This is a genomic window from Kribbella sp. NBC_01484, from assembly GCF_036227145.1.
Lineage (GTDB): Bacteria > Actinomycetota > Actinomycetes > Propionibacteriales > Kribbellaceae > Kribbella.
On record NZ_CP109437.1, the window covers coordinates 1,327,313 to 1,353,760 of the forward strand.

At 68.2% G+C, this 26,448-nt stretch carries 21 protein-coding genes and 2 pseudogenes; 14 read left to right on the forward strand and 9 right to left on the reverse strand.

All coding sequences use genetic code 11. The features are described 5' to 3' along the window. Position 1 precedes the first annotated feature (1 nt). Entirely contained in the window at positions 2-1,894 is a 1,893-nt protein-coding gene (locus tag OG555_RS06445) for a hypothetical protein (protein WP_329481862.1), read from the reverse strand. A gap of 31 nt (positions 1,895-1,925) precedes the next feature. Continuing rightward, positions 1,926-2,501, reverse strand: coding sequence for a hypothetical protein (locus OG555_RS06450; RefSeq protein ID WP_329481864.1), 576 nt, complete (start codon positions 2,499-2,501; stop codon positions 1,926-1,928). A 161-nt stretch (positions 2,502-2,662) separates the two neighbouring features. On the opposite strand from OG555_RS06450, the gene OG555_RS06455 reads away from it, so the two are divergent. After that, the gene (locus OG555_RS06455) at positions 2,663-3,775 is read left to right on the forward strand and encodes a citrate synthase 2 (protein ID WP_329481866.1); all 1,113 of its coding nucleotides are present in this window, start codon (positions 2,663-2,665) and stop codon (positions 3,773-3,775) included. A 68-nt stretch (positions 3,776-3,843) separates the two neighbouring features. Further along, the gene (locus OG555_RS06460; RefSeq protein ID WP_329481868.1) at positions 3,844-4,500 is read left to right on the forward strand and encodes a DUF2293 domain-containing protein; all 657 of its coding nucleotides are present in this window, start codon (positions 3,844-3,846) and stop codon (positions 4,498-4,500) included. Here the strand turns inward: OG555_RS06460 and OG555_RS06465 are convergent, their stop codons facing one another. Further along, the gene (locus OG555_RS06465) at positions 4,501-5,259 is read right to left on the reverse strand and encodes an AraC family transcriptional regulator (protein ID WP_329481869.1); all 759 of its coding nucleotides are present in this window, start codon (positions 5,257-5,259) and stop codon (positions 4,501-4,503) included. It abuts the gene before it with no gap. 140 nt (positions 5,260-5,399) lie between these two features. On the opposite strand from OG555_RS06465, the gene OG555_RS06470 reads away from it, so the two are divergent. Then, on the forward strand, positions 5,400-6,263 hold the full coding sequence (locus OG555_RS06470) for a phytanoyl-CoA dioxygenase family protein (protein ID WP_329481871.1): 864 nt from the start codon (positions 5,400-5,402) through the stop codon (positions 6,261-6,263). Between the two features lie 143 nt (positions 6,264-6,406). Beyond that, positions 6,407-7,531 carry a phosphoserine transaminase gene (gene serC / locus OG555_RS06475; protein WP_442914487.1) on the forward strand — a complete coding sequence of 375 codons (1,125 nt, stop codon included), beginning with the start codon at positions 6,407-6,409 and terminating at the stop codon, positions 7,529-7,531. Between the two features lie 223 nt (positions 7,532-7,754). Here the strand turns inward: serC and OG555_RS06480 are convergent, their stop codons facing one another. The 3 genes from OG555_RS06480 to OG555_RS06490 form a co-directional block, all read right to left on the reverse strand. Next, complete coding sequence (locus OG555_RS06480) at positions 7,755-8,846, reverse strand: hypothetical protein (protein WP_329481873.1); 1,092 nt, start codon at positions 8,844-8,846, stop codon at positions 7,755-7,757. Then, positions 8,843-10,159, reverse strand: coding sequence for a class I SAM-dependent methyltransferase (locus OG555_RS06485; RefSeq protein ID WP_329481875.1), 1,317 nt, complete (start codon positions 10,157-10,159; stop codon positions 8,843-8,845). Before OG555_RS06485 ends, OG555_RS06480 begins: the two co-directional genes overlap by 4 nt. Before the next feature lie 72 nt (positions 10,160-10,231). Then, a complete protein-coding gene (locus OG555_RS06490) occupies positions 10,232-10,597 on the reverse strand; it encodes a hypothetical protein (protein ID WP_329481877.1) in 366 nt (121 codons plus the stop codon). A 189-nt stretch (positions 10,598-10,786) separates the two neighbouring features. Between OG555_RS06490 and OG555_RS06495 the strand changes: the two genes are divergently transcribed. Further along, complete coding sequence (locus tag OG555_RS06495; protein ID WP_329481879.1) at positions 10,787-11,413, forward strand: helix-turn-helix domain-containing protein; 627 nt, start codon at positions 10,787-10,789, stop codon at positions 11,411-11,413. A gap of 14 nt (positions 11,414-11,427) precedes the next feature. Further along, the gene (locus tag OG555_RS06500) at positions 11,428-12,708 is read left to right on the forward strand and encodes an MFS transporter (RefSeq protein ID WP_329481881.1); all 1,281 of its coding nucleotides are present in this window, start codon (positions 11,428-11,430) and stop codon (positions 12,706-12,708) included. Here the strand turns inward: OG555_RS06500 and OG555_RS06505 are convergent. Continuing rightward, positions 12,638-13,744: a hypothetical protein gene (locus OG555_RS06505; protein ID WP_329481883.1), complete on the reverse strand. Its 1,107-nt coding sequence runs from the start codon at positions 13,742-13,744 to the stop codon at positions 12,638-12,640. The genes OG555_RS06500 and OG555_RS06505 overlap by 71 nt on opposite strands. Positions 13,745-13,976: 232 nt before the next feature. Between OG555_RS06505 and OG555_RS06510 the strand changes: the two genes are divergently transcribed. Genes OG555_RS06510 through OG555_RS06525 form a run of 4 tightly spaced genes read left to right on the forward strand, consistent with a single transcriptional unit; the run spans position 13,977 to position 19,667 of the window. Further along, positions 13,977-14,948 carry a carbohydrate ABC transporter permease gene (locus OG555_RS06510; protein ID WP_329481885.1) on the forward strand — a complete coding sequence of 324 codons (972 nt, stop codon included), beginning with the start codon at positions 13,977-13,979 and terminating at the stop codon, positions 14,946-14,948. After that, positions 14,948-15,808: a carbohydrate ABC transporter permease gene (locus OG555_RS06515; protein WP_329481887.1), complete on the forward strand. Its 861-nt coding sequence runs from the start codon at positions 14,948-14,950 to the stop codon at positions 15,806-15,808. Before OG555_RS06510 ends, OG555_RS06515 begins: the two co-directional genes overlap by 1 nt. An 18-nt stretch (positions 15,809-15,826) precedes the next feature. Beyond that, on the forward strand, positions 15,827-17,137 hold the full coding sequence (locus OG555_RS06520) for an ABC transporter substrate-binding protein (RefSeq protein ID WP_329481889.1): 1,311 nt from the start codon (positions 15,827-15,829) through the stop codon (positions 17,135-17,137). Positions 17,138-17,147: 10 nt separating this feature from the next. Beyond that, on the forward strand, positions 17,148-19,667 hold the full coding sequence (locus tag OG555_RS06525; RefSeq protein ID WP_329481891.1) for a hypothetical protein: 2,520 nt from the start codon (positions 17,148-17,150) through the stop codon (positions 19,665-19,667). Positions 19,668-21,099: 1,432 nt separating this feature from the next. Here the strand turns inward: OG555_RS06525 and OG555_RS42755 are convergent. After that, positions 21,100-21,238 (reverse strand): annotated as a pseudogene (locus OG555_RS42755) (DapH/DapD/GlmU-related protein); the annotation flags it as partial. 120 nt (positions 21,239-21,358) lie between these two features. Continuing rightward, positions 21,359-21,634, reverse strand: a pseudogene (locus tag OG555_RS42760) (acyltransferase); the annotation flags it as partial. 86 nt (positions 21,635-21,720) lie between these two features. Between OG555_RS42760 and OG555_RS06535 the strand changes: the two are divergent. From OG555_RS06535 to OG555_RS06550, 4 genes are all read left to right on the forward strand, one after another. Continuing rightward, positions 21,721-22,797, forward strand: coding sequence for a LacI family DNA-binding transcriptional regulator (locus tag OG555_RS06535; RefSeq protein ID WP_329481895.1), 1,077 nt, complete (start codon positions 21,721-21,723; stop codon positions 22,795-22,797). A gap of 321 nt (positions 22,798-23,118) precedes the next feature. Continuing rightward, positions 23,119-24,441 carry an ABC transporter substrate-binding protein gene (locus OG555_RS06540; RefSeq protein ID WP_329481897.1) on the forward strand — a complete coding sequence of 441 codons (1,323 nt, stop codon included), beginning with the start codon at positions 23,119-23,121 and terminating at the stop codon, positions 24,439-24,441. Between the two features lie 100 nt (positions 24,442-24,541). Continuing rightward, the gene (locus OG555_RS06545) at positions 24,542-25,525 is read left to right on the forward strand and encodes a carbohydrate ABC transporter permease (protein WP_329481899.1); all 984 of its coding nucleotides are present in this window, start codon (positions 24,542-24,544) and stop codon (positions 25,523-25,525) included. Next, on the forward strand, positions 25,518-26,357 hold the full coding sequence (locus OG555_RS06550; protein WP_329481900.1) for a carbohydrate ABC transporter permease: 840 nt from the start codon (positions 25,518-25,520) through the stop codon (positions 26,355-26,357). Before OG555_RS06545 ends, OG555_RS06550 begins: the two co-directional genes overlap by 8 nt. Positions 26,358-26,448: the final 91 nt, after the last annotated feature.

Sequence of the window (26,448 nt, forward strand, 5' to 3'; positions counted from 1 at the left end):
CCTACTTACGTCCGAACCTGCTGCGGCGGTAGGCCCGCCACAGCCTGGTGCGAGCCAAGGCGCGGACCAGCGGGCTGCGGGTACGGCGTCGTACGGGTGGTTTCGGCGCGGGTGTCTCGACTCGGACGATCGGTGGCGGGCCGGCCGGAAGATGGTGGTTGACCTCCGCGAGGTGGTCGTCGAAGGTGGCACGCCAGAGAGCTTGGCGAAGGGTGGCTTCGGCGGCGGCTGAGCTTGCACCGGCTGCGGATGCGGCCCACAAGGTGTTGAGCGCGTGGGCGTCGAAGCCCTCGACGTCGGTGAGGAGCGTTTCGATGAGTTCACTGTCGGCTGCCTCGGCGAGGCCGCAGACTCTGGCCGGGGCTCGGCGCGGTGTGGCCGCGGTCGGCTTGAAGAAGGGGATGTCGGCCCACTCGGGGACGAGGCGGCGGACCAGCGCGCCGTGTAGCGCGTTGTCGACGCGGTGCGCCGGATCGAGCGCGAAGGCGGCCCGGACGAACGCCGGGATCAGCAGTGGCGACACGACTCCGCTCCGCTCCCCCGTCGTACCCCACCTGCGCAGCCGTTCGACGACGTAGAAGTAGTCGAGCATCGTCGCGTTCTGGATCCCGCCGTGCACCGCGGTCAGCAGGACACGCTCGATCTGCTCGCCCACCGCGGCCCGGGCCGGTTCGGCCGGCCCCGCGGTCGGCGTCAGCCGGGTCTGCAGGCGGTTGCCGAAGGCATGCAGTTTCCGTTGCAGCGGGAGCTCGTCGAGCTGCAGTACGTCGGCCGGATAGAAGTGGCCGTGAGCGACTTCACCACCGGCTCCGCCGATCGCGAGGTGATCGACCGCGGTGAGATTCTTCGGCGGCGCGTGGAACAGGTAGCTCGCGGGCCGCAGCCCTTCCGCGTACCGGTGCCAGCGCCGCGCGCGCTCCACCAGCTCGAGCGGCTGCGGCTTGACCGGCTGTGGCCGCACCGGCCCGCCCGGGGGCTTGCGGCTGACGACATGCTCGACCGTGCCAGGCAACGCCCGGACGAGCGACTCCGCCACCTCGACCTCACCCGGCACCGCGTCGTGGCTGTTCAGTTTGAGATCCACACCGGCGGCCAGGAACGCCGCGGCCACCACTCTGGAGTCGCGACCACCACTGAGGTCGACAGTAGGTCTGCCGGGCCACAGTCGACCCACCGACCGCGCCACGTCCTGCAGTGCCTCGGCGGTCTCCTCCACCGTGTCCGGACTGTCCGTCGACCACACACTGGTCGTCTCGATCCGGCTGACCGTACGTTGCCGACGGCTGCCGTCGGCAACGATGTGTGTCGCCCCGGGCACAGCCAGCACACCGTCGTACGGCGTGCTGTCGTCCATGAACCAGCCGCACGCCGCAGCGAAGCTCCAACCGCGTGGAGCCGCCATAGCCGGCACACCAGCGAAGAGCAGGGCCGCGACGGGGCGGTTGCTCCACACCCAGCCGTCGGACAGCCGCAACTGGAAGAGACGGCCGACGCCGATGGAATCGGTGAACAGCTCGAGCCGTTCCTCGGCCGGGTCCAGCACCGCCATGGTGAACGGTGGCGCCAATTCCAGGAAGCTGGCCGGAGTACGCCGTACCGCTTCAGCCAGCCGACCAGGAGCGTCGTACGGCGAGACGTCGCCGACGACACGTTGATAGCCGAGTGGGGTGTGCAGGCTGGCGACGCGGAGGTCACCGGTGTCGTGCCAGGACGGCCAGAAGCAGTGGCCGTCGAACCGGTCCCAGATGTGCAGCCCGAGCGTGCTGCCGTCGTACCCCTGGTGTTTGGCCTCGTGGTTCCACAGGTCGCCGTAGTACGCCTCGACGCGGGCGCGGCCCGCGGCGGCCCTCACCACACTGTCGTGAGAGAAGGTGTAGGCGATCAGCGTTTCCATGCAGAGCCTGATGCTGGCTCCGCGGAGAAAGTTATCGCGGCGGCTGACTCGGGTACTGCTGCGGTTGCTGCTGGCCCGGGTACGGCGGTTGTTGCTGCTGGCCTGGGTACCCACCCCACTGCTGCGGTTGCTGCTGCACGGGGTAGCCCGACTGGGAACCGCCGCTCTGCAGCAGTCTGGCCACCTTGGCGTCGGAGGCCCAGCGCCCGACGCCGGCGACGAGCAGGACGACTCCGATGAACAGCACCGAGCTGTCCATCAGCAGGTACGGCGGGATGCTGGAGCCGGGGACCTGGAAGAGCTTGAGCAGGTCGGACACCCGGTTGATCGGCGCCACCTGGACGAACAGCCCGGCCAGGGCCATCACGGCGCCGGCTCCGACCATCACTCCGGCGCCGATCGTGCGGCCCGCCATCAGCAGGCCGAGCACGGAGGCGATCAGGAGCAACAGCACGAGCCATTGCAGACCGTGCCGGACGATGCTGTCGAACGTGACCTGGCGGGTGAGCTGTATCCGGGCGCCGGCGTAGGACGCACCGACGACAGCGGCGTAACCGGCGATGATCCCGAGCACGAGCCCGAGGGCGGGATTGGGCTTGGCGGCCATGGCGTCGAGAGTAGACCCGCGACCGGTCCACGGCGCCGACGTGCCGAGCTCGTCACAGATCTGTCCGGAGGTTACCGGCGAGAACTATGCTGCCTGGGCGCCTATCGGTGCGCGCGGTCTCTGGTGGGCCGGGTGCGCCGCCACGAGGACGAGGGAGTCGCATGTCAGATCCGAGGACCGAGGTGCAGCACGGACTGGAAGGCGTGGTCGCGTTCGACACGCAGATCGCCGAGCCGGACAAGGAAGGTTCGGCGCTGCGCTATCGCGGCGTGGACATCGAGGACCTGGTCGGCCGGGTGCCGTTCGGAGCGGTCTGGGGCCTGCTGGTCGACGGTGCGTTCACCCCGGGCCTGCCGCCGGCCGAGCCGTTCCCGCTGCCTGTCCATACCGGTGACATCCGCGTCGACGTGCAGTCCGCGCTGGCCATGCTCGCACCCGCCTGGGGTCTGCGGCCGCTCTACGACATCGACGACGTACAGGCTCGCGACGACCTGTCCCGGGCCGCGGTGATGGCCCTGTCGTACGTCGCCCAGGCGGCTCGTGGCATCGGGCATCCGATGGTGCCGCAACGCGAGGTGGACAAGGCGAAGACGATCACCGAGCGGTTCATGATCCGCTGGCGCGGTGAGCCGGATCCCAAGCACGTGCAGGCAGTGGACGCGTACTGGACGTCCGCGGCCGAGCACGGCATGAACGCGTCGACGTTCACCGCACGCGTGATCGCATCGACCGGTGCGGACGTCGCTGCCGCGTTGTCCGGAGCGGTCGGCGCGATGTCCGGGCCGTTGCACGGTGGGGCGCCGGCGCGGGTACTGACGATGATCGAGGGCGTGGAGCGCAGTGGCGACGCCCGTGCGTACGTGAAGGGTCTGCTGGACGCGGGCGAGCGCCTGATGGGCTTCGGGCACCGCGTGTACCGGGCGGAGGACCCGCGCGCCCGAGTGCTTCGCCGTACGGCGCGAGAGCTGGCGGCACCGCGTTACGAGGTGGCGCAGGCGTTGGAGCAGGCCGCGCTGGCAGAGCTGCGCGAGCGGCGTCCGGATCGGGTGCTGGAGACCAATGTGGAGTTCTGGGCGGCGATCGTCCTGGACTTCGCAGAGGTGCCGCCGCCGATGTTCACGTCGATGTTCACTTGTGCCCGGACCGCCGGGTGGAGCGCCCACGTGCTGGAGCAGAAGCGCACCGGCCGCCTGATCCGTCCGTCCGCGATCTACTCCGGTCCCGCCAGCCGCCCAGCCACCTCCATCGAGGGCTGGAACCCGGACTGGGCCTGATCAGTCCCCCTGCGTCCGAAGAAGTGTGGGTTATGGGCCACCGTCATTCGGACGTAAGGTCTTTGGTCGTGAAGCCGGACGACCTGCTGGTCATCTCGCCAGTGAAAGAGTTCACCTGCGCGGACTGTGGAACGACCGAGACAGATCTGATGCGTCTGGAGAACGACGCGCCGCACTGTCTCGGTTGTGCGGATCTCGACCACCTGGTGTTCCTGCCGTCGGGCAACACCGCGCTGACCCGGCGCGCGCGGAAGGCGAGCACGCTGTCGGCGGTCGTGGTCCGGTGGAGCCGGGCGCGGAAACGGTACGAGCGCCAAGGCGTCCTGGTTGAGCAAGCCGCGCTGGAGATCGCCGAGGAGCAGTGCCTCGCCGACGAGGACCTCCGGGCGCGGCAGCGCGAACGGTCGCGGGAGCGGCGTGCGATCGAGGACGTCGACTTCCAGCACCGGCTGGCCATCGAGATCCGGCGTCTGTTCCCCGCCTGCCCGGCGTCGCGCGCCACAGCGATCGCCCTGCACGCCGGCACCCGCAGCAGTGGACGGGTCGGCAGATCGGCGGCCGGCCGAGCCCTCGATGAGCACGCGGTCACGCTCGCGGTGGTTGCCTCCATTCGCCACGAGGACACGCCCTACGACAGGCTCCTGATGACCGGCATCAGTCGGCAGGACGCCCGCGATCAGATCCGCTCGCAACTCGACGACGTGCTGACTCGCTGGCGGTCCTAGTCACCGATCCTGGCTTGGTGACCGGCCGGTGCGTTGCTTGTACTGGCGGCTGAAGTACGGGACGTCGGTGTAGCCGAGCGCGGCGGCTGTCTGGGTCACCGTCATCCCTGAATCGGTCAGTAGCTGGTGAGCGCGGTCGATCCTGGACTGGATCAGGTACTGCGCGGGCGACATCCCGAGCTGTGCGACGAACCTCCGGGTGAACTGCGCCCTGGAGAGTGCGGCCCGGCGAGCCATCTCCGTGACGGTCCAGTCGTGGCTGGGATCCTGCCGGATCTGCCGCGCCACCTCGTCCACAGCCGTGTCGGTCACGCTCCGCCCGGGGTTGTGGACCGCGTCCCAGATCACCCCGAGCAGTTGCTCCAGACACAGCTCCGCCTGCCTCCGGCCCAACGCGTCCTGCCGCCGGTACGACGCGTCGCAGGTGCGCGCGAGTACGCCGAGCAACTCGCGATCCATCACCTCGCCCCACCGCGGATCCTGAGCCACCCTCGGGCGGTCGACCTCGAAATGCATGCCGAACACCAGCAAGCGCCGGCGCGGATCATGGGTCGCTCGCGGGGCGTCGCCCGGTGCGAAGACTGCACAGACACCAGGGTGCAACTCCCGCAGGTCGCCGCCGAGCTCCAGCCGGCCACGTCCATCCAGCACACACCACAACAGATGGTCCGGGAGCGGACGCGACGTCCAGGACCAGCTCGGCTCGCAGCGCCAGAACGTCGGCGGTGACAGCAGAGTGATCCGCAAGGGCGCGTGCACTGCCGGGCGATGCGACAAAAGTTCAACACCTCGCGTGAATCGTCCGTGGTCGGCCGGCGGCGATTGGTCGGAGAATTGCTGTGTCAGGGACAGAGTAGGCGGTCCTTGCGTGAGTGGCGGATCGAGTGCGGGAGTTGTGGATGAGCGTTTCGTACAACATCGATGAGCAGACCGGCGCGGCGTACAAGGCGGAGTTCGACGAGACCGGGTACACGCTGGTGCGCGGACTGTGGAGCGAGGACGAGGTCGATCGGCTGCGGGACCACTACATGGAGGTGCGCCGCCGTGGGACCAACCCCCACGACTTCGCCGGGCACACCGCGACCGACCGGGATCCGCTCAAGCGGTACCCGCGGATGGCGCAGATGCACCGCTGGGACGACGCCTCGCTGCAGTGGATGATCGACCCGCGGATCGATCGGGTGATGACCGCGCTGCTCGGCAGGTCGCCGTACGCGGTGCAGACGATGATCTACTTCAAGCCGCCGGGTTCGCGGGGGCAGGCGCTGCACCAGGACAACTTCTATCTGAAGGCCGACCCCGGCACCTGCGTCGCGGCGTGGATGGCGCTCGACCGGGTCGACCGCGCGAACGGCTGCCTCGAGGTCGTGCCCGGTAGCCACCGCTGGCCGATCCTGTGCACCGAGAAGGCGGACACCACGGTCAGCTTCACCGACATCACCGTCCCGCTGCCTGAGGCGGGCGCCGCCGTACCCGTCGAGATGGAACCGGGCGATGTCCTGTTCTTCCACGGCGCCCTGGTCCACGGCAGCGCTCCCAACATCACCGCCGACCGCTTCCGCCGAGCCCTCATCGGCCACTACATCCAAGGCGAAGCCGAGAAGGTCGCGCAGTACTACCACCCGGCGCTGCGGATGGACGGGTCCGAGCTGACACTCGACATCGCCGAGGGTGGCGGCGCGTGCGGCGAGTGGACCGACACCCCGGACGGCCCCGTCGCCCTCCTGACCGGCACCCAAACAATCACCCGCAAACACGAGTGACCCCAACTCCCCACCGCACTCCGGCCCCCGAGCGGCGTGGCTGGGATGAGACCCGGGGGTGGGGGTTGCGGTGGGTGTGGGAGGATGGGGTGCGCTGACAGCGTCGTCGGCTTTCTGAACGCAGACGACGAAGGGAAACGCTGGTGACCAGCGAGATTCTGATTCCTGCAGAGCTCAAGCCCGCTGACGGACGCTTCGGGGCCGGGCCGTCGAAGGTGCGGCCGGAGGCTGTGGCCGCGCTGGCGACCGAGGGCGCCAAGCTGCTCGGTACGTCGCACCGGCAGGCGCCGGTGAAGAACCTGGTGGCCCGGGTCCAACAGGGTGTGTCCGACCTGTTCCAGCTGCCCGACGGGTACCAGGTGGTGCTCGGCAACGGCGGCTCGACCGCGTTCTGGGACATCGCGACGTTCGGGCTGATCCGGGAGAAGAGCCAGCACCTGAGCTTCGGTGAGTTCTCGTCGAAGTTCGCCAAGGCCGCACAGCTCGCGCCGCATCTCGCCGACCCGACCATCGTGAAGTCCGACCCCGGCACGCGCCCGGTCGCGGTCGCCGAGGCCGGCGTCGACCTGTACGCATGGCCGCACAACGAGACCTCCACCGGCGTGATGGCACCGGTCAAGCGGGTCGAGGGCGCCGACGAGGGCGCGCTGGTCGCGATCGACGCCACCTCGGGCGCCGGCGGCCTGCCGGTCGACATCAACGAGGTCGACGTCTACTACTTCGCGCCGCAGAAGTGTTTCGCCTCGGACGGCGGTCTGTGGATCGCGCTGATGAGCCCGGCCGCGCTGGCGCGGGTCGAGGAGATCACCGCGTCCGGCCGGTGGATCCCGGCGTTCCTGGACCTGGCCACCGCGATCGACAACTCGAGCAAGCACCAGACCTACAACACTCCGTCGCTGGCCACGCTGTTCCTGATGGCGGAGCAGACCGACTGGATCAACACCCAGGGCGGCCTGGAGTGGAGCGTCGCCCGGACGACCGACTCGAGCACCCGGCTCTACACCTGGGCCGAGAAGTCCGACTACGCGACGCCGTACGTCGAGGACCCGGACGCTCGCTCGCTCGTCATCGGCACCGTCGACCTGGACGACGCGATCGACGCCGCGGCGGTCGCGAAGACGCTGCGCGCCAACGGAATCGTCGACACCGAGCCCTACCGCAAACTCGGCCGCAACCAGCTGCGCGTCGCGATGTTCCCCGCGGTGGACCCCGACGACGTCGAAAAGCTCACCCAAGCCATCGACTTCGTCGTCGACCGCCTGAAGTAACCCGCCGCACCCCACAGCCGCCGACCCCAGCCCGGGGCCGGCGGCTGTTTGTCTCCCCAGCACCTGCCGCTGCCGCAGCCATCGCTCGTCCGTGCAGGTAGCTCCCGGCCGATGCTTTGCAGGTTGCTTCCCGCCTGACCGCGGTGGCCAGGCAAAGCACCGCCTGTGAGCGGCTGTGGCTCAGCGCCGCGGACCAGGGTGGGTGGTGCGTGGTGCCGGGGGGTTAGGAGTGGGAGCGGCGGTGGGGGGTGCGGGGGGTTTGGCCGGTTAGGCGGGCGTTTTCGGCCATGCGGTCGAGGCGTTCGCGGCGGCCTGGAGGGAAGGTGACGATGGTGATGATGAGGGCGAAGAGCGCGGCGCCGATGAGGATCCAGCGGAGGTTGTGGTTCTTGCCGGTATCGCTGTTGGCGTCGGCGCTGCCGGTGGGCTTGGGGGTCGCGGAGGCCGCGGGGGGTGTGGCGGCGGCGGCCTTCGCAGGGATCTGGACCTGGTAGACGGCCGAGTTGGTGCCCTCGGTCCCGACGAGGACCGTGGTGTCGGTCGGGCCGACGGCGACGCTCTCGCCTTCGCCGAACGCGACCGGGGTGCGGGCGATCGCCGTGGGGGTGTCGCCCCACGCGACGGTGGCGACGTCGCGGTTCGTTCGCAGCACGACGCGCTGACCGTCCGGCAGGAACGTGCCGTCGGTGATCACGCCGGACGGGGCCGGGGCGAGCTTGGAGAGCTCGTTCGTGCCCTGGCGGGTCGGTGCTGGTGGCGCCGCGTAGATCGCGCCGGTGCCCTTCGTCGACTTCGTGACGATGTAGAGCTGGTTCGTCCCGGGCTCGACCAGCAGGGTCTCGGCGTCGTGCGGACCATCAGGGTAAGTGAAGTCGAACCGGTGGTACTTGACGCTGTCGGAGTCCTTCAGCGAGGCCGGCTCCGGGATCGTGTAGATCTCGATCATGTCCCGGTTGACCTTGTTGTCGCCGATGTCCGCGATGTAGATCGTGCCGTCGCGGTCCACCCCGACCGCCTCGATGTCCTGCGCCTGCGCCTTGAACCCCAGCTCCACCTTCAACCTGCCGGTGGTGTCGAGGCCGAACACCCGGACACTGTCAGTCGTCGCGTTCGCCGTCCAGTAGAGGTCATCGTAATTCTGGCTCTTCGCCAGCCCCGACGGGTCCTTGATCCGGTCGTCCTTGATCGTGAACAGCTTCTTCGGCGGCGTCGGGTCCGCGGTGGTGGTGGCCGACGCGGAGGTGGGCAGGGCGGCGCCGGCGAGCGTGAACAGGGCTGCGGCGGTCAGGGCAAGTGCCGTCCGGAGCTGTCTCACGGCATCACCTCGGAGCCGACTGCCTGTTCTGCTCCGGCCTCGGCTGCCGGCGGGAGCAGGAGCTGGGCCAGGCGCGGTGTGACCTGCCAGTCGGCGATCAAGGTCTGGTATTCGGACTGCACATCGGCGGTCGGCTTGGCGCCGGTCCGGGCGGCGCGGAGCAGCAGGTTGCGCGGGGTGTGCTGACTGTCCACGAACTGCACGACCTCCACTCGATATCCGACCTGCCTCAGCACCGCCGCCCGCAGCGAATCCGTCAGGACGTCGGCGAACCGCTCACGAACGATGCCATATCTCGTCATCAGCGCATAAGGCGCCGGTGGTGAGACGCTCTTGAGCTGCTTTTGGATGTCGTGATGACAGCACGGAGCCGCGAGCACCAGCGGAGCCTCCCAGCCGACCGCCCGGGCCAGCGCGTCGTCGGTCGCCGTGTCGCACGCGTGCAGCGCCAGTACGACGTCCGGACGTACGTCGAGCTCGGCGGCCTGGATGGTCGCGTCGACGAAGCGCAGGTGATCCTGCCAGCCGAGCGCCTCGACCACCCGGGTGTTCCGCTTCCGGGCGGCCGGGTTGTGATCGATGCCGGTCATCCGGACGTCGTGGCCGGCCGCGGACAGCAGGTGATACGCGGCCAGGGTGAGGTAGGCGTTGCCACAGCCGAGGTCGACGACCTGCAATGGCCGGCCGGTCGTGATCCGGCCGGCCGAGACAGCCTCGTCGAGGGCAGGCGCGAGCAGCTTGCAGAACTCCTCGATCTGCTTGTACTTCGCCTGCCGCGACGGCTTCACCCGGCCCTGGTGGTCGCTGATGCCGAGCTCGATCAGGAACGGCGCGGCCGGGTCGAGCACGCGCTGCTTCACCCGGTCGTGGCCGGTCTTCTGCTCGCGGCTGTCCTCCTGCCGGTGGAGCAGCTCCTTGCCCTTCTTGGTGTAGCGCAGCCGCAGTGTCTCGGTGGTCGTCTCGACATGCCACGTCCCGTACGGCAGGTCGAGCAGTTCGTCGACGGCCTTCTCGCTGTCCGACGCCGCGACGTTGCGGGTGTGGGCCTGGCGTTCGTCGTACTCGGTGATCTGCAGGTGGCGCTGCCCTTTCAGGTCGACGTACCTGAGCTCGATCCGGAGGTAGTGCGGTGCCTCGGCGCCGCGGCGACGGCCGGAGGCGAGCGCGCGGACCAGACCGGTCTGGTCCAGTAGCGCCGCCCGGATCACCTCCCACGCGCCGGGCTCCGGCTGTGACGCCGGGGCCGGATCGCCGGACGTGGCCCGCGGATCCAGGGCCGGGCCGCTGGGATCCGGGTGCACCTCTGCCTGCATCGCGCCATTGTCGCCGACCGCTCCGCCGGATCACAAAGAGGTCTCGCCCACAGCTGGTTGTGGAGGGAGGGCTCATCGCAGTTTCTCGTCCTCCGGGAGGAGGCCGAGGCCGCGCAGGCGGGTGGCGATGCCGCCCTCCTGGCGGCCGAGGGCATCGATCAGCTGGTCCTTGGTCGCGCCGTTGCGATACATCTCGGTCAGGGTCTCCTCGTCGGCGGCGGACCACGGGCGGAACGCGTTCGGATGGTTCTTGCGGGCGGCCTTGATCTTGCGGGTCATCGAGCGGGTGTCCATCAGCTCCAGGGAGCGGATCCGGGCCTGGCGGTGCCGGCCGACCTCCTCGCCCTCGCGCCAGAACACCACCGCCCCGTCGTCGAACGTCATCAGGTCGGCGGGGACGTCGCAGTAGTCGGCGTCCTCGAGCATCACTCGCAGCATGGGTTGATCTCCGTTTCATGGTGCGGACCGGGCGGCCTCGAGGGGCGCGCCCGGTCCCTGTCTCACCGGAGAAGATGCCGCGATTCCACCCCGCCCCGGCGACCGATTCGCGACCTGTGGACAACCGATCGCACAACTCGTTTGCAAAAACTCTTTGCAAACTGTCTTTGCAGTCCTACGATCGACAGCATGAGCGAGACGCCCGGCGACGAGAACCCCCACGACAAGACCGCGCAGGACGAGAAGGCGCAGGACGCCAAGACCGTCCGGCTGGATCGGCACCTGGTCCGTGCGCTGGCGCACCCGATGCGGAACCGGATGCTCGGCCTGCTGCGGGTCTACGGGCCACAGACGGCCACCACGCTGGCGAGCCGGCTCGGGGTGAACACCGGCGCGACCAGCTATCACCTTCGCCAGCTGGCCGAGGCGGGCCTCGTGGTGGAGGACGACAGCCGGGGCAACGCGCGCGACCGCTGGTGGAAGGCCGCGCACCAGGGGACCGAGTTCGACGCGGCCGAACTGCTGGACCAGGAGCCTGAGCTGGCGCTGGGGTTCTTGCACGGGATCGGACAGACGTACGCCGAGAACATGTTCGGCTTCATCGACGCGATGCAGACGATGCCGCCCGAGTGGCAGGAAGCGAGTTTGCTGTCGGACGTCCTCTTCCACCTGCGGCCCGACGAGCTGGCCGCGATGATGCGCGAGGTCGTGGCGGTGTTCGAGAAGTACAAGACACCGGATCTGACGGCTCCGCTGCCCGAGGGGGCCGAGCACGTGACGGTGCAGATCCAGGCGTATCCGCGCGAGACCCACTGAGTGAGGTGAGGGACGTGGGTGCGGAGAAGCGGTACCGGGCGCCACTGGTTGCCTTCCTGGTGGCGAATGTGGTGTCGATCTGTGGCACTCGGGTCAGTGCGATCGCCATCCCGTGGTTCGTCCTGGTCACGACCGGTTCCCCGGTGAAGACCGGGATCGTGGCGCTCGCGGAGATGGGGCCGCTCGTCCTCGTCAAGGCCGTCGGCGGCCCGCTGATCGATCGGGTAGGAGCACGACGGGTCAGTGTGATCGCGGACGCGTCCAGTACGGGCGTCGTCGGTCTGGTGCCACTGCTCCACATGATGGGCGCGTTGTCGTTTCCCGTACTCCTCATCCTGGTAGCCATCGCAGGAGCGCTTCGCGGTCCGGGTGATGCGGCCAAGGCGACACTGATCCCCGACATCGCCCGGGCGGCACAGGTCCCGTTGGAGCGGGTGACCGGGCTCGAGAGTACGACGGAGCGCCTGGCCAGCTTCTTCGCCTATGCACTGGCCGGCGGCCTGATCACGCTCGTCGGCACGGTCAACGCCCTCTGGATCGACGCCGCGTCCTTCGGCGTCTGCGCCGTACTGATCTACCGCTGGATCCCCAAGCACCACGAGAAGACAGTCATGACCGAGGACGGCTACGGCCGGCGCCTCCTGGAGGGCTGGCGGTTCCTCCGCAAGGACAAGCTGATGATGCCGCTGGTCCTGATGATCGCGGTGACGAACCTGCTCGACGCGGCGGTCGGCGCCGTACTGCTGCCGGTCTGGATCAAGGAGCACGGCTTCGGCCCCGGGCACACCAGCCTGATCCTCACATCGTTCGGTGTGACCGCGACGCTGTTCGCATTGCTGGCGTCGGCCGTCGGCGAGCGCATCCCGCGCAAGCTGGTCTTCACGCTGGCGTTCCTGATCTGTGGCGCGCCGCGCTTCGTGGTGATGGCGTACGACGCTCCCGTCTGGGCACTCATGGCCGTCTATGCCGTCGGAGGCGTCGGAGCCGGCTTCATCAACCCGGTGCTCGGTGCACTGTTCATCGAGCGGATCCCGCGACAGATGCTCGGCCGAGTCAACTCATTGGCCGAAGCGGTCTGCTGGACCGGTGTGCCACTCGGCGGAATCATCGCGGGTGCTGCGATCGCCGGCATCGGCCTGGCGCCCGCACTGCTCGCGGCCGGGGCGGTCTACCTCGTCGCGACCATGTCACCGGTGCTGATCGGCCGCCACGAGAACTGGAAGGCTACACCGGAGCCGACGGATCCTGGGGGAACGGAGGCTGATCAGGATCCGGTGGCAGTCGCTGCGTCTTAGCCCTCGTCACCTCGGTCGCCTGGCGCCGCATCCGGTCGCGCTCGGCCTTCAGCAGCCCGAGCAGCACCAGGTCGAGCAACATCCCGCCGACCGCCGCGAACTGCGTCCCGGCGAACTGGAACACCTGGGTCATCAGCAAGGACACCAGCACCGCGAGCTCGAACAGCCGGACCGCACGGACCCGGTTCCCCTTCCGCAGCTGCCACGCACCGCGCGCCGTGAACGTTGCCGACAGCAAGCTCCCGGCCGCCACCCCGAGCACCGGGATGTCGGCGACCAGCCCGTTGTCGAACCGGATCCCGGCCGCGATCGCGGGCGCGCCGATCGCCTGGACGATCAGGACGAAGACCGCGATCGTGGGCGCGAGCGGATGCGTGGCCAGCCGGTCGAACCCACGCAGGACGGTCCGCCGCAGGGCGTCCACCGGAGCGGCCAGCTCCACCTCGTCAGCCGGGCAGGCGATCAGCAGCTCCCGCGTCTCGCGGCGACCGGCCACCTCCGGACCCACCTGGCGGAGCTCCTCCGAGGCCTGCGCCAGCCGGCGCCGGGACAGACCGCCCGCCACGCCCTCCACCGCGTGATCGATCACGTTCGCCAGCTGCTCGCGTGGGTCGATCGGCCGCCGCGTGGTGAGGAACCGGGTCGCGAGCACGATCAGCACGAAGACGATGTACACGATCGCCGCGGCCGGTTGGTAGAAGTAGTTGTTGTCCGAGGTGATGAACTTCCCGACCTCGTCGATGAACAGGCCGAACCCGATCCCGCCGACCAGTGCGGCCGCGGGCCGTACGACGGGACCGACGTACCCGAGCAACAGCGAGATCGCGACCAGCATCAGCAGGCCGCCCGGGAGCACATGGGCGATGTGCAGGCCTTTCCCGCCGATCTGCGGGTAGCCGCTCAGGCTGAGGATCAGGCGGGTGACCAGCACCGTCGCCACGCCGGCCACCACGAAGGTGGTCAGATGCTCCCCCGACCGCACGTTGCGGACCAGGCCGGCCCTCATCAGGTACGACGACCGCGCATTGGAGCTCATGCGCGAGAACCTTAGCGGGCGACGGCTGTTTCAGGCTTATGAATACGAATGCACTCCGCTCTTGCGCATCGTCCGACGGCGCCCTAACCTCTCGCGTAGTGGAACACCATTTCCACCAAGCGGTAAACCCCGCCCACCGGCCGGAGTCCTTCACGTCACCCGATCCGAAGGCTCCGGCACTTTTCCGACACGCTTCTACATCGGTGAAGAAGGCCCCTGAGAGGAGGCCACCATGAGCATGAGGACCGAGATCTCTGCTCCGGCAGGCCGCGAATCGACGGCCGGCGTCCCGGCCGGCGGCACCCCGGCAGCACGGCCCAAACCCAGCAGGCGACGTGACCGGGTCGCCTATCTCTTCCTGGCCCCGTGGTTCGTCGGTCTGCTGCTGCTCACGGCCGGGCCCCTGCTCGGGTCCCTGTACCTGTCGTTCACCAAGTTCAACCTGCTGCAGCCACCCGCCTGGAACGGCTTCGGCAACTACGTGAAGATGTTCACCGACGACCCCCGCTACCTGCAGTCGTTGAAGGTCACCTTCATCTACGTCGCGCTGACAGTCCCCCTGCAGCTGGGATTCGCACTAGCGGTCGCCGTGATGCTGAACCGCCCGCTGCGTGGGATGGCGTGGTACCGGTCGATCTACTACATCCCGTCCCTGCTCGGCGGCAGCGTCGCGATCGCGGTGATCTGGGGCCAGCTGTTCGACGACGACGGCGTCCTGAACAGCTTCCTCGCCTTCTTCGGCGTCGCCGGCCGCAGCTGGATCTCCAACCCCGACACGGCTCTCTACACGCTGGTCCTGCTGAACATCTGGCAGTTCGGCTCGCCGATGGTGATCTTCCTGGCCGGGCTCAAACAGATCCCGCAGGAGCTGTACGACGCGGCTTCGGTGGACGGTGCGAGCGCCTGGCGACGGTTCTGGTCGGTCACCGTGCCGCTGCTGACACCGATCATCTTCTTCAACGTGGTGCTGCAGATCATCCAGGCGTTCCAGGCCTTCACCCCGGCGTACGTCGTGAGCGGCGGCAGCGGTGGACCGTCGGACTCGACGTTGTTCTACACGCTTTACCTGTACCAGCAGGGTTTCACGAACCTGAACATGGGCTACGCCTCCGCGATGGCGTGGGCGCTGCTGCTGATCATCGCCACCTTCACGCTGATCAACTTCGGGCTCGCCCGCCGCTGGGTCTACTACGAGGACCGCTGATGACAACTCTTCTGCAAAGCCCGGTACGCCGGGGTCGCGGGCGGCGGTGGCTGACCCACCTCGCGTTGATCGCCGGCACCGTGGTGATGGTCTATCCGCTGCTCTGGATGGTCGGCGGATCCTTCAAGGACGAGCGCGACATCTTCTCCCAGCTCAACCCGTTCCCGAGCTCGCTGGACCCGCGCAACTACATCGCCGGCTGGACCGCGACCGATCCCACCTTCACCCGGTTCTACTTCAACTCGCTGCTGATCGCGGTGCTCGCGGTGGCCGGCAACGTGATCGCCTGCACGCTCACGGCGTACGCGTTCGCCCGGCTGGAGTTCCGCGGCAAGAAGGTGTTCTTCGGCATCATGCTCGGCTCGATCATGCTGCCCGCGCACGCGCTGCTGATCCCGCAGTACGTGCTGTTCTTCCACCTCGGCTGGGTGAACACCTATCTCCCGCTGGTGGTGCCGAAGTTCCTGGCCACCGACGCGTTCTTCATCTTCTTGATGGTCCAGTTCATCCGCACCATCCCGCGCACGCTGGACGAGGCCGCGATGATCGACGGCTGCGGCAAGGTCCGCATCTTCAGCCGGATCATCCTGCCGCTGACCGGCCCGGTGCTGATCACCACCATGATCTTCACCTTCATCTGGACGTACAACGACTTCTTCGCCCAGCTGATCTATCTGTCCTACCCCAGCAGCGAGACCGTACCGGTCGCTCTGCGGCGATTCGTCGACGCGACCGGCGACTCGTCGTACGGGCAACTGCTGGCCATGTCGGTGCTGTCGCTGGTGCCGACCTTCATCGTCTTCCTCCTCGCCCAGCGCCGGATCGTCGAGGGCATCGCCACGACCGGCCTGAAGGGCTAGCCCGAAAGGAACCCAGTCATGACCACACCGCTCAGCCGTCGGCGCTTCCTGCAGGCCGGACTCGCGGCCGGCGTTCTCGCACCGTTGCTGTCGGCCTGCAACCTCGACCCCGCGGCCAAGGAGGCGAAGGGATCGGTCCGGTTCAGCAGCTATGGCGACCCGACCAAGCTCGGCCTGCGCAGCAAGCTCGCGGACAAGTACACCTCGAGCCATCCGAACGTGAAGATGGTCTTCGAGGGTACCGCGACCGCGGAGTACTGGGACAAGCTCGCCACCCAGATGGCCGGCGGGAACGCCCCCGACGTGATCAACATCGACGCCCCGCGGATCGGCCAGTACGGCGCAGCCGGAGCGCTGCAGTCCCTGAAGAAGTACATCCCGGACACCATCGACACCAAGCCGATCGACCAGAACCTGCTCGTCCAAGGCCAGCTGAAGGGCGAGCAGTTCGGCATCCCGGTCGCGATGAGCACCTTCAGCTTGGGGTACGACGTGACCGTGCTCGACCAGCTCGGCCTGGAGCACCCGAAGGAGACGTGGACCTGGTCCGACTTCGCGAACCTGGCCAACGAGATCCGGCAGAAGTCCGGAAAGAAGATCTACGGCGCGGAGGACCCCAGTGGGGACACAGCGTCGCTGCAGATCTTCCTGCGCGGCAAGGGCGAAGACCTGTACAAGGACGGCACGCTCGCCTTCACCGATGCCTCGCTGATCGAGTGGTTCGAGTACTGGGCCGCGCTGCGAGCCACCGGCGGCACGATCCCGGCCGACATCGCGGCTCAGGCCAAGTACGGCGACTGGCCGACCGGGCCGCTGGTCAAGAAGCAGGCGGCACTCGCGCACATCCAGACGCCCAACCTCAAGGGCGGGTTCCAGGACCTCACTGACCACACCATCGACATCACCCTGCCGCCGCGGAACACGAAGGACGGCAAGTGTGGGACGTTCCCGGCACCGAGCAGCTTCCTGTCGCTGAACGCCAAGAGCCAGCGCGCGGACGACGCCGCCGCGTTCATCAACTGGTTCGCCAACGGCGAGGAGGCCGCGAAGACCCTGCGGCTGATCAGCGGACCGCCTGCCTCGGCCGAAGGCCGCGACGTGCTGTTGAAGGGCAGTGACCTGTCGGCGAGCGAGAAGCAGGTGCTGGCCTACACCGACCTGGCGCTGAAGAACTCGTCCGCCCCGCCGGAGGCCAGCCCGGCCGCCTCGACCGCCGTCGCCGACCTGTTGCTGAAGACCAGCCAGGACATCGCGTTCAACAAGATCTCGATCAAGCAGGGCGTCCCGAAGTTCATGGCCGACGCCCGCAAGACCCTCGACGGCAAGTGATTGGAGCCCTATGAACGAGCAGAACCCCGTCACCACCGGCCGCACCGCCACCTGGGCGATCGAGCAGCTGGTGCAAGCCCTGGCCGAGCGGGGGATCGCCGCCGACGACCCGCCGGTCCGGCTGGCCACCCCCGACGAGGTCCCCGCCGCGGCCCTCGCAGCTGTGCCCGAGTCGTACGCCGTACTCCGTGCCGACGACGAGATCGTTGTTGTCAGCAACGATGAGCCCGGCCTCCGGTGCGGTGTGCTCGAACTCGCGGACCGAGTCGCCGCGGGCGAAGATCTCGCCTGTACGACGCCGTTCGCCGAGCAGCCCGCCGTACCCGTCCGGGGCGTGGTGCGGTCGTTCTCCAGCGTGGACGAGGACTCGTCCTGGTTCCACGACAAGCAGTTCTGGACCGACTACCTGACCTGGCTGGCCGCGTCCCGGTTCAACCGGTTCCACCTCGCGCTCGGCATGCAGTACAACTACGGCGCTGATCGGCACGGCGCCACCGACAACTACCTGTGCTTCGCCTATCCGTTCCTGTTCGACGTGGACGGCTACGACGTACGGGCCGAGGGCGTCGGAGCGGACGAGCAGAAGCGCAACCTGGAGATGCTGCGCTTCATCGCCGCCGAGAGCAAGCGGCGAGGGCTGAAGTTCCAGCTGGGCCTGTGGAACCACGCGTACGACTACGGCCGGGACTCGGTCCACCGCTACCCGATCACGGGCATCGGCCCGGACAACCACGCGGCGTACTGCAAGGCCGGCATCGCCCAGCTGCTCGCCGAGTGCCCCGACATCGACGGGCTGACGTTCCGGGTGCACTACGAGGGCGGCATCCCCGACGATCGGCACGAGATCTTCTGGCGGGCGGTGTTCGAGGGGGCGAACTCGGCCGGCCGACAGTTGGAGATCGACATGCACGCCAAGGGTGTCGACCAGGCCCTGCTCGATGCCGTCGACCTGCCGAACCTGTCCCCGGTGCTGTCCGCGAAGTACTGGGCCGAGCACGTCGGACTGCCGTACCACCAGGCCTCGATCCGGGCCAAGGAGGCGGCCAAGCCGATCCCCGCCGGGCATGAGATGAAGGGCATCACCGAGTTCTCCCGCCGGTTCACCCGCTACGGCTACGGCGACTTCCTGCGCGAGGACCGGACCGTCGACCTGATGTTCCGGGTCTGGCCGGGCACCCAGAAGCTCTTGGCCTGGGGCGATCCCGCGATCGCCGCGGGGTACGGGCGGTTGTCGACATTCGGCGGATCTCGCGGTGTCGACCTGTGTGAACCGCTGTTCTTCAAAGGACGCCACGGCAGCGGCGAACCCGGCATGCGCGACCCGTACATCCGCGAAGACCTCAAGCTGCCCGGCAGCCGGGAGTGGACCAAGTACCGCTACGGCTACCTGCTGTGGGGGCGGCTCCTCTACAACCCCGATGCCGAGCCCGAGACCTGGCGCCGCCATCTCCGGTCGACGTACGGCGAGGCCGCGGCGGACGTGGAGGACGCCCTGAGCCCGCTCAGCCGGATCCTCCCGCTGGTGACCGTGGTCCACGGCGTCGGCGGATCGAACAACGGCTACTGGCCCGAGGTGTACCTCAACCTCCCGATCTCGTCGCAGGTGCACTCCGATCACTACGCCGGCGACACCGACCCGCCGGCCAACTGGGGTGGCGTCAGCCCGTTCGACCCGACCACCTTCTACGCCATCGACGAGTACGTCGCGGCGCTGGCCGGCGGTGAACTCTCGGCGAAGTACACGCCGCTGGAGGTGGCCGCGTGGATCGAGCAACTGGTCGCCGACGGAGCGCGGGCCCTCGACCGCGCCAAGCAGACCGCAGACCAGTCGGACGCGCAGGTTCGTAGGGTCCTCATCGATCTCGAGGTCCTGGTCCGGCTGGGCAGGTTCTTCGCCGGCAAGTTCCGGGCCGCGGTCGACTACTCGACCTATCGGACGACCGGGGAGGTCGGTTCGCTGGAGTCGGCGCTGCGACGCTACCGGACAGCCCGGGACGCGTACGCCGAGATCCCGGTGATCGTGGACGGCGTGTATCAGCCGGATCTGCGGTTCGGGATCGAGGCCTCCGAGCACGGTCACTGGGCGGATCGGGTCCCGGCCATCGACGCCGACCTGGCGGCCCTCGCCGAGGAACTGCAGGAGGCGGCAGACCCGCGAGCAGCAGCGGCCTTGCCCGCGGCACCCGCCCGGCCGGCCACGCCGGGAGTGGACCACTCGGTGCCGACGAGCTTCGAACGGGGCGAACCGGTCACGCTCTCGCTGCAGGTGGTGGATCCGGCCGTGGTCGGCGCGACGCTGCACTACCGGCACGTGGACCAGTCGGAGTCCTGGCGGCAGGTCCCGATGGAACTGTCCGGGCAGACCTTGTCGGGCACGATCGACGGTGACTACACGGCCTCGACGTACCCGCTGATGTACTTCTTCAGCGTGCTGCACCAAGACGGCGGGCAAGCGCTCCACCCCGGGCTGGCCGCCGACCTGTCGAACCAGCCGTATGTCGTCCTGGGCTCCGCGACCGTCAGCGAATGAACGCCGCGATCACCACGATCGCGACAAGCGCCGCCAGGACAACAGAGGTGACGAGTCGACGCGTGCGGGGGTCCACTCCTTCAGGCTAGTGGACCCCTGCACACCGCCGGTCAGGGCAGGGGGTATCACCGTGCCGGCCGCATCGGTCAGGAGATCGATGCGGCCGGGGTTCAGCGCGGGCCGACCAGCGGTTCGGGGCGGTGGACGCCTCGGGGACGGTAGCCGACGGCGTCGGACAGGCCGAGGTAGTCGGAGAGCAGCCAGATGATGGCGAGCCACATTTCGGTGCCTTGCAGACCCGGGATCGAGCGGTCGTCGGTGCCGTCCGGCGCGAACGCGAAGCCGGCGCCGTCGACCCAGCGGTCGAGGATGCGGCTGAGTTGGTCCTCGGCCCAGCGCAGGGCGTCCTGCTCGCCGTACGTCGTCTGCTTACGCGCCAGCCAGAGTGGGTGGATCACGTCGAGGACGTTGCAGGAGTTGTAGTTGTCGCCGGTGAACATGCGACGGTCGTTGCTGTGGGCAAGAACTGTCTTGACGGCCTGCTCGGGGTGCGGCAACGGGAGACCGAACTGGGCGTAGGTGCCGCGGGTCAGGCGATAGAAGCCGTTGACGACCTGCAGCCAGCCGTCGTCGGGGTGCGGCCGGCCCCAGGCGCCGGTGGACGGGTCGACTCTGGTGACGAGCCAGCCCATCAGTTGCTCGAGCGGGCCGGATTCCTTGTGTTCGTGGAGGTTTCGGGCGATCGCGGTGCCGAGGGCATCGATCGCGGAGCCAGCCGACCAGGCTCGCCTTGCCCAGGGCAAGTTGTCGAGTTCGTCGAGGGTGAAGTCGGTCCGGATCGGGTGTTCGAAGCTGCTGTCCAGGACTTGGAGTGCGTAGCCGACGCAGAGGATGTGGTAGCTCGCGGGGCCGTCCAGGACGGAGAGCTTCGCGTCGGACGGGAGGGCGAGGCCGGCGTCGGAGAGGTCTCCGGGTGAGACCAGTCCGGTCGCTGGGTCCTGGCGGGCGCGGAGGCGGCGGACGAGGTCGTCACAGGTGTGGCCGGCCGGCGTACGCCGGAGCAGCAGGTCGGCGATCTCGACCGCGTCACACCACGGCCGGATCGCCGGTTCGTGGTCGAGCCCCGGCCGGTCGATGAAGCGGACGCCGTCCCAGCAGCGCAGCAGAAGGTCGTCGACCTGATCCCGCGCCTTGGCGGCAAACGCGCTCAGCCGCTCGGGCAGATCGGCCGCGTTAGCCGGCCGACTCACGCTGACCAAGCCGGCGGGGGAAGAGGCCGCCAGAGCCGGGGATGAACCGCCGGCGGGAACCGGAGAGGGGGCGCTGTCCGGGACCGGGGACGAGACGGCGGCCGGCGCCGGCGACCAGGTGGCGGTCGGGGCCTGAGACGAGGCGACCGACTCTTCTCCCACTTCGCGCGTGCGAAGCACTCGAGCGGGGTTGCCGGCGGCGATGGTGTTGGCTGGGACGTCCTTCGTGACTACTGCGCCGGCGCCGATGATGGTGTGGGGGCCGATGGTGACGCCATCGAGGATGGTGACGTTGGAGCCGATCCAGACGTCGTCGCCGATCGTGATGCCGAGGGCGGTGTGGGGCTGCTGGAAGATCGGCTGTCCCGGGGCCGTGCCGTGGTTGAACGCGATCAGCGACGTGTGCGCGCCGATCCGGACCCCGTCGCCGATCGTGATCCGGCCGCGGACCGCCGCGAACGGGTTGATGGTCGAGTCGGATCCGAGCACGATCTGCCCGGTGACGTAGGCGTGCGCCGCGATATACGACCGCTCCCCCATCCGGAGCTCGTCGCAGTACACCGCGGCCGACTCCGCGACGTACACATCCTCGGCGAGCTCGATCGACCCGCCGAGCCGTGCCTGCCGCTCGGCCTGCCGCTCCCGCTCCTCCTCCGACGCCTTCCGCTTGTACTCCCAGGGCAGGAAATCCAGTCGCAGCGGCTCGTCAGGCGTCATGGGAAAACGCTATCCAAAACGTGGGACAACCGCTAGTCCCACGAACCCGCTGCTAATCTCGCGTCTGTGCGGGGTGGCAGGCAGACATGACGACAACCGGATCCGGGGCGGGCAGTGAGAACGCCGACGACGGTCCGGCGAGCACCAGTGGGCGCCGGCGAGTCACGATCAGCGATCTCGCGCGCCGTCTGCAGATCTCCAAGGCCTCGGTCTCGTACGCGCTGAACGGTCGCGCCGGCGTCAGCGAGGAGACCCGGCAACGCGTCCTCGCCCTCGCCGAGGAGCTCGGATTCCACCCGAACTCCGCCGCCGTCGCCCTCTCGGCCAGCCGGACCCGGACGATCGGCATCGTGATCGCCCGCGACCCGGCGCTGATCTCGACCGAAGCGTTCTACATGCGCACCCTGGTCGGCATCGAGCAGTACCTGAACGAGGTCGACTCGTCCCTGCTGCTCCGGCTGACGGGCGAGCACGGCGACGATCTCGCCGTACTGCGGCGATGGTCCCGGCAGGGGCGGGTCGACGGGTTCATCCTGTTCGACGAGCACAACGACGACCCGCGGATCCCGCTGCTCAAGGAGCTCGGGGTGCCCTGCGTGGTGGTGAGTTCGAACGACCCGGGCGACGAGGTCGGCCGGCTGATCAGCTCGCCGGAGGAGACCGTCACGCTGCTGCTCGACCACCTGGTCGAACTCGGCCATCGCGACGTCGCCCACATCAGCGGTCCGTTCACGTTCATCCACGAGCAGTTGCGGATGCGGATGCTGCAGGAGCACGCCGTGCGGCGCGGCATCACGGTGCGCCACATCGAGGGCACCTACCGGTACGACGACGGCGCCGAGCTGACCCGGCAGCTGCTGACCGGGCCCAACCCACCGACCGCGATCGTGCTCGGCAACGACCTGATGGCCGTGGCCGCGCTCCGGGTGGCGATGGATCTCGGTACGGCGGTGCCCGGTGAGGTCTCGATCCTGGCCTGGGAGGACTCGCCGTTGTGCGAACTGGCCCGCCCCGGGATCACCGCGGTCGACCAGAAGACGATGGAACGCGGCCGCGCGGCCGCCGACCTCCTGCTCCGGATCGTCGCCGGCGACCCCGAGCTCCACGAAGAGGCACCTCCCGGCGAACTCCACCGCCGCGGCTCCTCCGGTCCGGTCGCCTGACCTTCGAGGGGATATCCCCTGGAACGGAGCCTTCTCCCCTGGTGTGGGAGGGGAGAACCGACGTCCCGAGGGGATATCCCTTCGCGCGACGGGAAGAGGCCGGAGTACGGCCGAGTTAAGACTCTTTGAAATCGCGTGGTTCCGGAGTGTGTCGGATTGCGTTTGCCGGAGGCCCACGAGAGGTTGGATGAGTCACGAGGCAGTAACGAACTACCGCCAACTGAACCGGTTAGGGTTTCGAAACTTAACCGGTTAGGCCACTATGGGGGCCGATCCGCCTTCGCAGGTCTGTGGAGGCTCGACGGGACGAGGGAGTCCGACGTGAGACTGCGTTCGTTTGTAGCCGCGGTGGCGGCGACCGCCATGGGAATCAGCCTCGCCGCGTGTGGTGGTGGCGACAAGAATGATTCCTCCGGCGGCGGTTCGGGTGGTGACCAGACGCTGACCTACTGGGCCAGCAACCAGGGCACCAGCCTGGACAACGACAAGGAGGTGCTGACCCCGGTCCTGCAGAAGTTCACCGCCGACACCGGGATCAAGGTCAACCTCGAAGTGATCGGCTGGAACGACCTGCAGACCCGGATCCAGACCGCGACCACCTCGGGTCAGGGCCCGGACGTGGTCAACATCGGCAACACCTGGGCGGCCTCGCTGCAGGCCACCGACGCGTTCCTGCCGTTCGACGGCGACGCGATGACCGCGATCGGGGGGAAGGACAAGTTCGTGCCGACGGCGCTGGCGACCGGCGGCAAGGAAGGCACCGACCCGACCTCGGTCCCGCTCTACGGTCTGGCCTACGGCCTGTACTACAACAAGGCGATGTTCGCCGCGGCCGGCCTGCAGCCGCCGAAGACCTGGGAAGAGATGGTCACCGACGCGCAGAAGCTGACCGACCCCGCGAAGAAGCAGTGGGGCATGTCGCTGGCGGCGGGCAGCTACACCGAGAACGTGCACTTCGCGTTCATCAACGCCGCGCAGAACGGCGCGGACTGGTTCGACAAGGACGGCAAGCCGACCTTCACCGGTGACGGCAACGTCCAGGGCGTGCTGCGGTACCTCGACCTGATGCAGAAGGACAAGGTCGCGAACCCGTCCAACGCGCAGTACGACAACGGCACCAAGTCGGTGAACGACTTCGCCACCAAGAAGGTGGCGATGGTGATCAACCAGAACAACGCCGACAACTCGATCGTTGCCAACGGCATGAAGGCCGGCGAGTACGGCGTCGTACCGTTCCCCGCACCGCAGGGCGCGGCGGCGCCGGTCGCCAGCCACGTGGCCGGGATCAACCTGTCGATCTTCAAGAACACCAAGCACAAGGACGCGGCGCTGAAGTTCGTCAAGTACATGACGGACGCGACCACCCAGACCACGCTGGGCAAGCCGTTCTCCTCGCTGCCGGTGCTGAAGGACGCCAAGCCGGTGTTCACCACCGACGCGGCCGAGGCGGCGACCTTCGCCGACGTGTACAACACCAAGTCCAAGCCGCTGCCGCTGGTGCCGGCCGAGGACCAGTTCGAGAGCACTGTCGGCAAGGCGATGAACACCATGTTCGCCAAGATCGCCACCGGTGGAACGGTGACGGCCGATGACGTGAAGGCGGCCCTCAAGACCGCCGAGGACCAGGTCGCCGCAGGCAGCTGACCACCGGCGCTTGCGTCCGAAGATGTGTGGCCTCTGACCCACACTTCTTCGGACGCAACGCACGTCTCAGCACTTCGAGGGAGAGGAGGCGACCGCCAGGATGTCCGTCGCCACAACCGAAGCGACATCGCCGGCCACGACCGAGCCGGCGAAGAAGGCCGGGCGCGGCCCCGAACACCGGCCAGGTCTGAGCCGGTGGCTGCCGTATCTGCTGCTGGCTCCGGCGGTGCTGCTGGAACTGTTCATCCACATCATCCCGATGCTGACCGGCATCTGGATGAGCTTCGTCAAACTGACCAAGTTCTTCATCGCGAACTGGTCCGCCGCGCCCTGGGCGGGGTTCGACAACTACAAGGTGGCGCTCGACTTCAACAACGCCGTCGGCCAGGGCCTGCTGAAGTCGTTCGGTGTCACCGTCGCCTTCTCCCTCGTCACGGTCGCGCTGTCGTGGGTGTTCGGGATGGCCGCGGCCGTCGCGCTGCAGCCGTCGTTCCGGGGCCGGAGCTTCGTCCGCACGTTGTTCCTGGTGCCGTACGCGCTTCCGGCGTACGCCGGGATCCTGACCTGGAACTTCATGTTGCAACGGGACACCGGTGTGGTGAACCACGTGATCGTCGACAACCTGCATCTCACCTCGGACCGGCCGTTCTGGCTGATCGGTGGCAACGCGCTGGTCTCGCTGATCACGGTCGCGACCTGGAAGCTGTGGACGTTCGCGTTCCTCACGCTGATGGCCGGGCTGCAGAGCATCCCGCGCGACATCTACGAGGCAGCCTCGGTGGACGGCGCCGGCAACCTGCGGCAGTGGCGCAACATCACGCTGCCGTCGCTGCGGCCGGTCAACCTGGTGCTGGTGCTGGTCCTGTTCCTGTGGACGTTCAGCGACTTCAACACGCCGTACGTGCTGTTCGGTACGGCGCAGCCGCCGGCCGGTGACCTGATCACGTTCCACATCTACAACGCGTCGTTCCTGACCTGGAACTTCGGCACCGGTTCGGCGATGTCCGTGCTGCTGCTGATCTTCCTGATGATCGTCACCGGCACCTACCTGCTCGTCACCGGAAGGAAGTCGCGTCGTGCGTGAGACCAGAGGCTTCAAGCTCTACCGCGGCGTCGTGCTGGTCGTGCTCGGCCTGTTCGTGCTGATCCCGCTCTACGTGATGGCGACGTCGTCGCTCAAGCCGCTGAAGGACGTGCAGGGCGCGTTCACCTGGTGGCCGTCGAACCTGACGCTGGCGCCGTTCGTGGACATGTGGAAGACGGTGCCGCTGGCGCGGTACTTCGTGAACAGCACGATCGTGTCGGTGGCCGCGACGGTGTTCTCGGTGGCGATCGCGATCCTGGCCGCGTTCGCGGTGTCGCGGTTCCGGTTCCGCGGGCGGTCGGTGTTCACCACCACGGTGCTGTCGACGCAGATGTTCCCGGGTGTGCTGTTCCTGCTGCCGTTGTTCCTGATCTTCGTGAACATCAACAACCAGTTCGGCATTCAGTTGGTCGGGACGCGACTCGGGCTGATCATCACGTACCTGACCTTCAGCCTGCCGTTCTCGATCTGGATGCTGGCCGGGTACTTCGAGAGCATCCCGCGCGAGCTCGACGAGGCGGCGCTCGTGGACGGCTGCGGCCCGATGGGCGCGCTCTGGCGAGTGGTCCTGCCGGCGGCCCGGCCGGGTGTCATCGCGGTCGCGATCTACTCGTTCATGACCGCCTGGGGTGAGGTCCTCTTCGCCTCGGTGATGACGACCGAGGCCAACCACACCCTGTCCGTCGGACTGCGCCAGTACTCCACCCAGACCAACATCTACTGGAACCAGATCATGGCCGCGGCGCTGGTCGTCAGCGTCCCCGTGGTGATCGGCTTCCTCCTCGCCCAACGCCACTTCGTCGCCGGCGTCACCGCCGGAGCTGTCAAGTAGTCCAACCAGCCACGCTCCACCACGTCTGATGGGCTGACCCATCCGTCGGCGGGTTGGCCCACCCGATTCCGGTGGGCCAACCCGCAAGCAC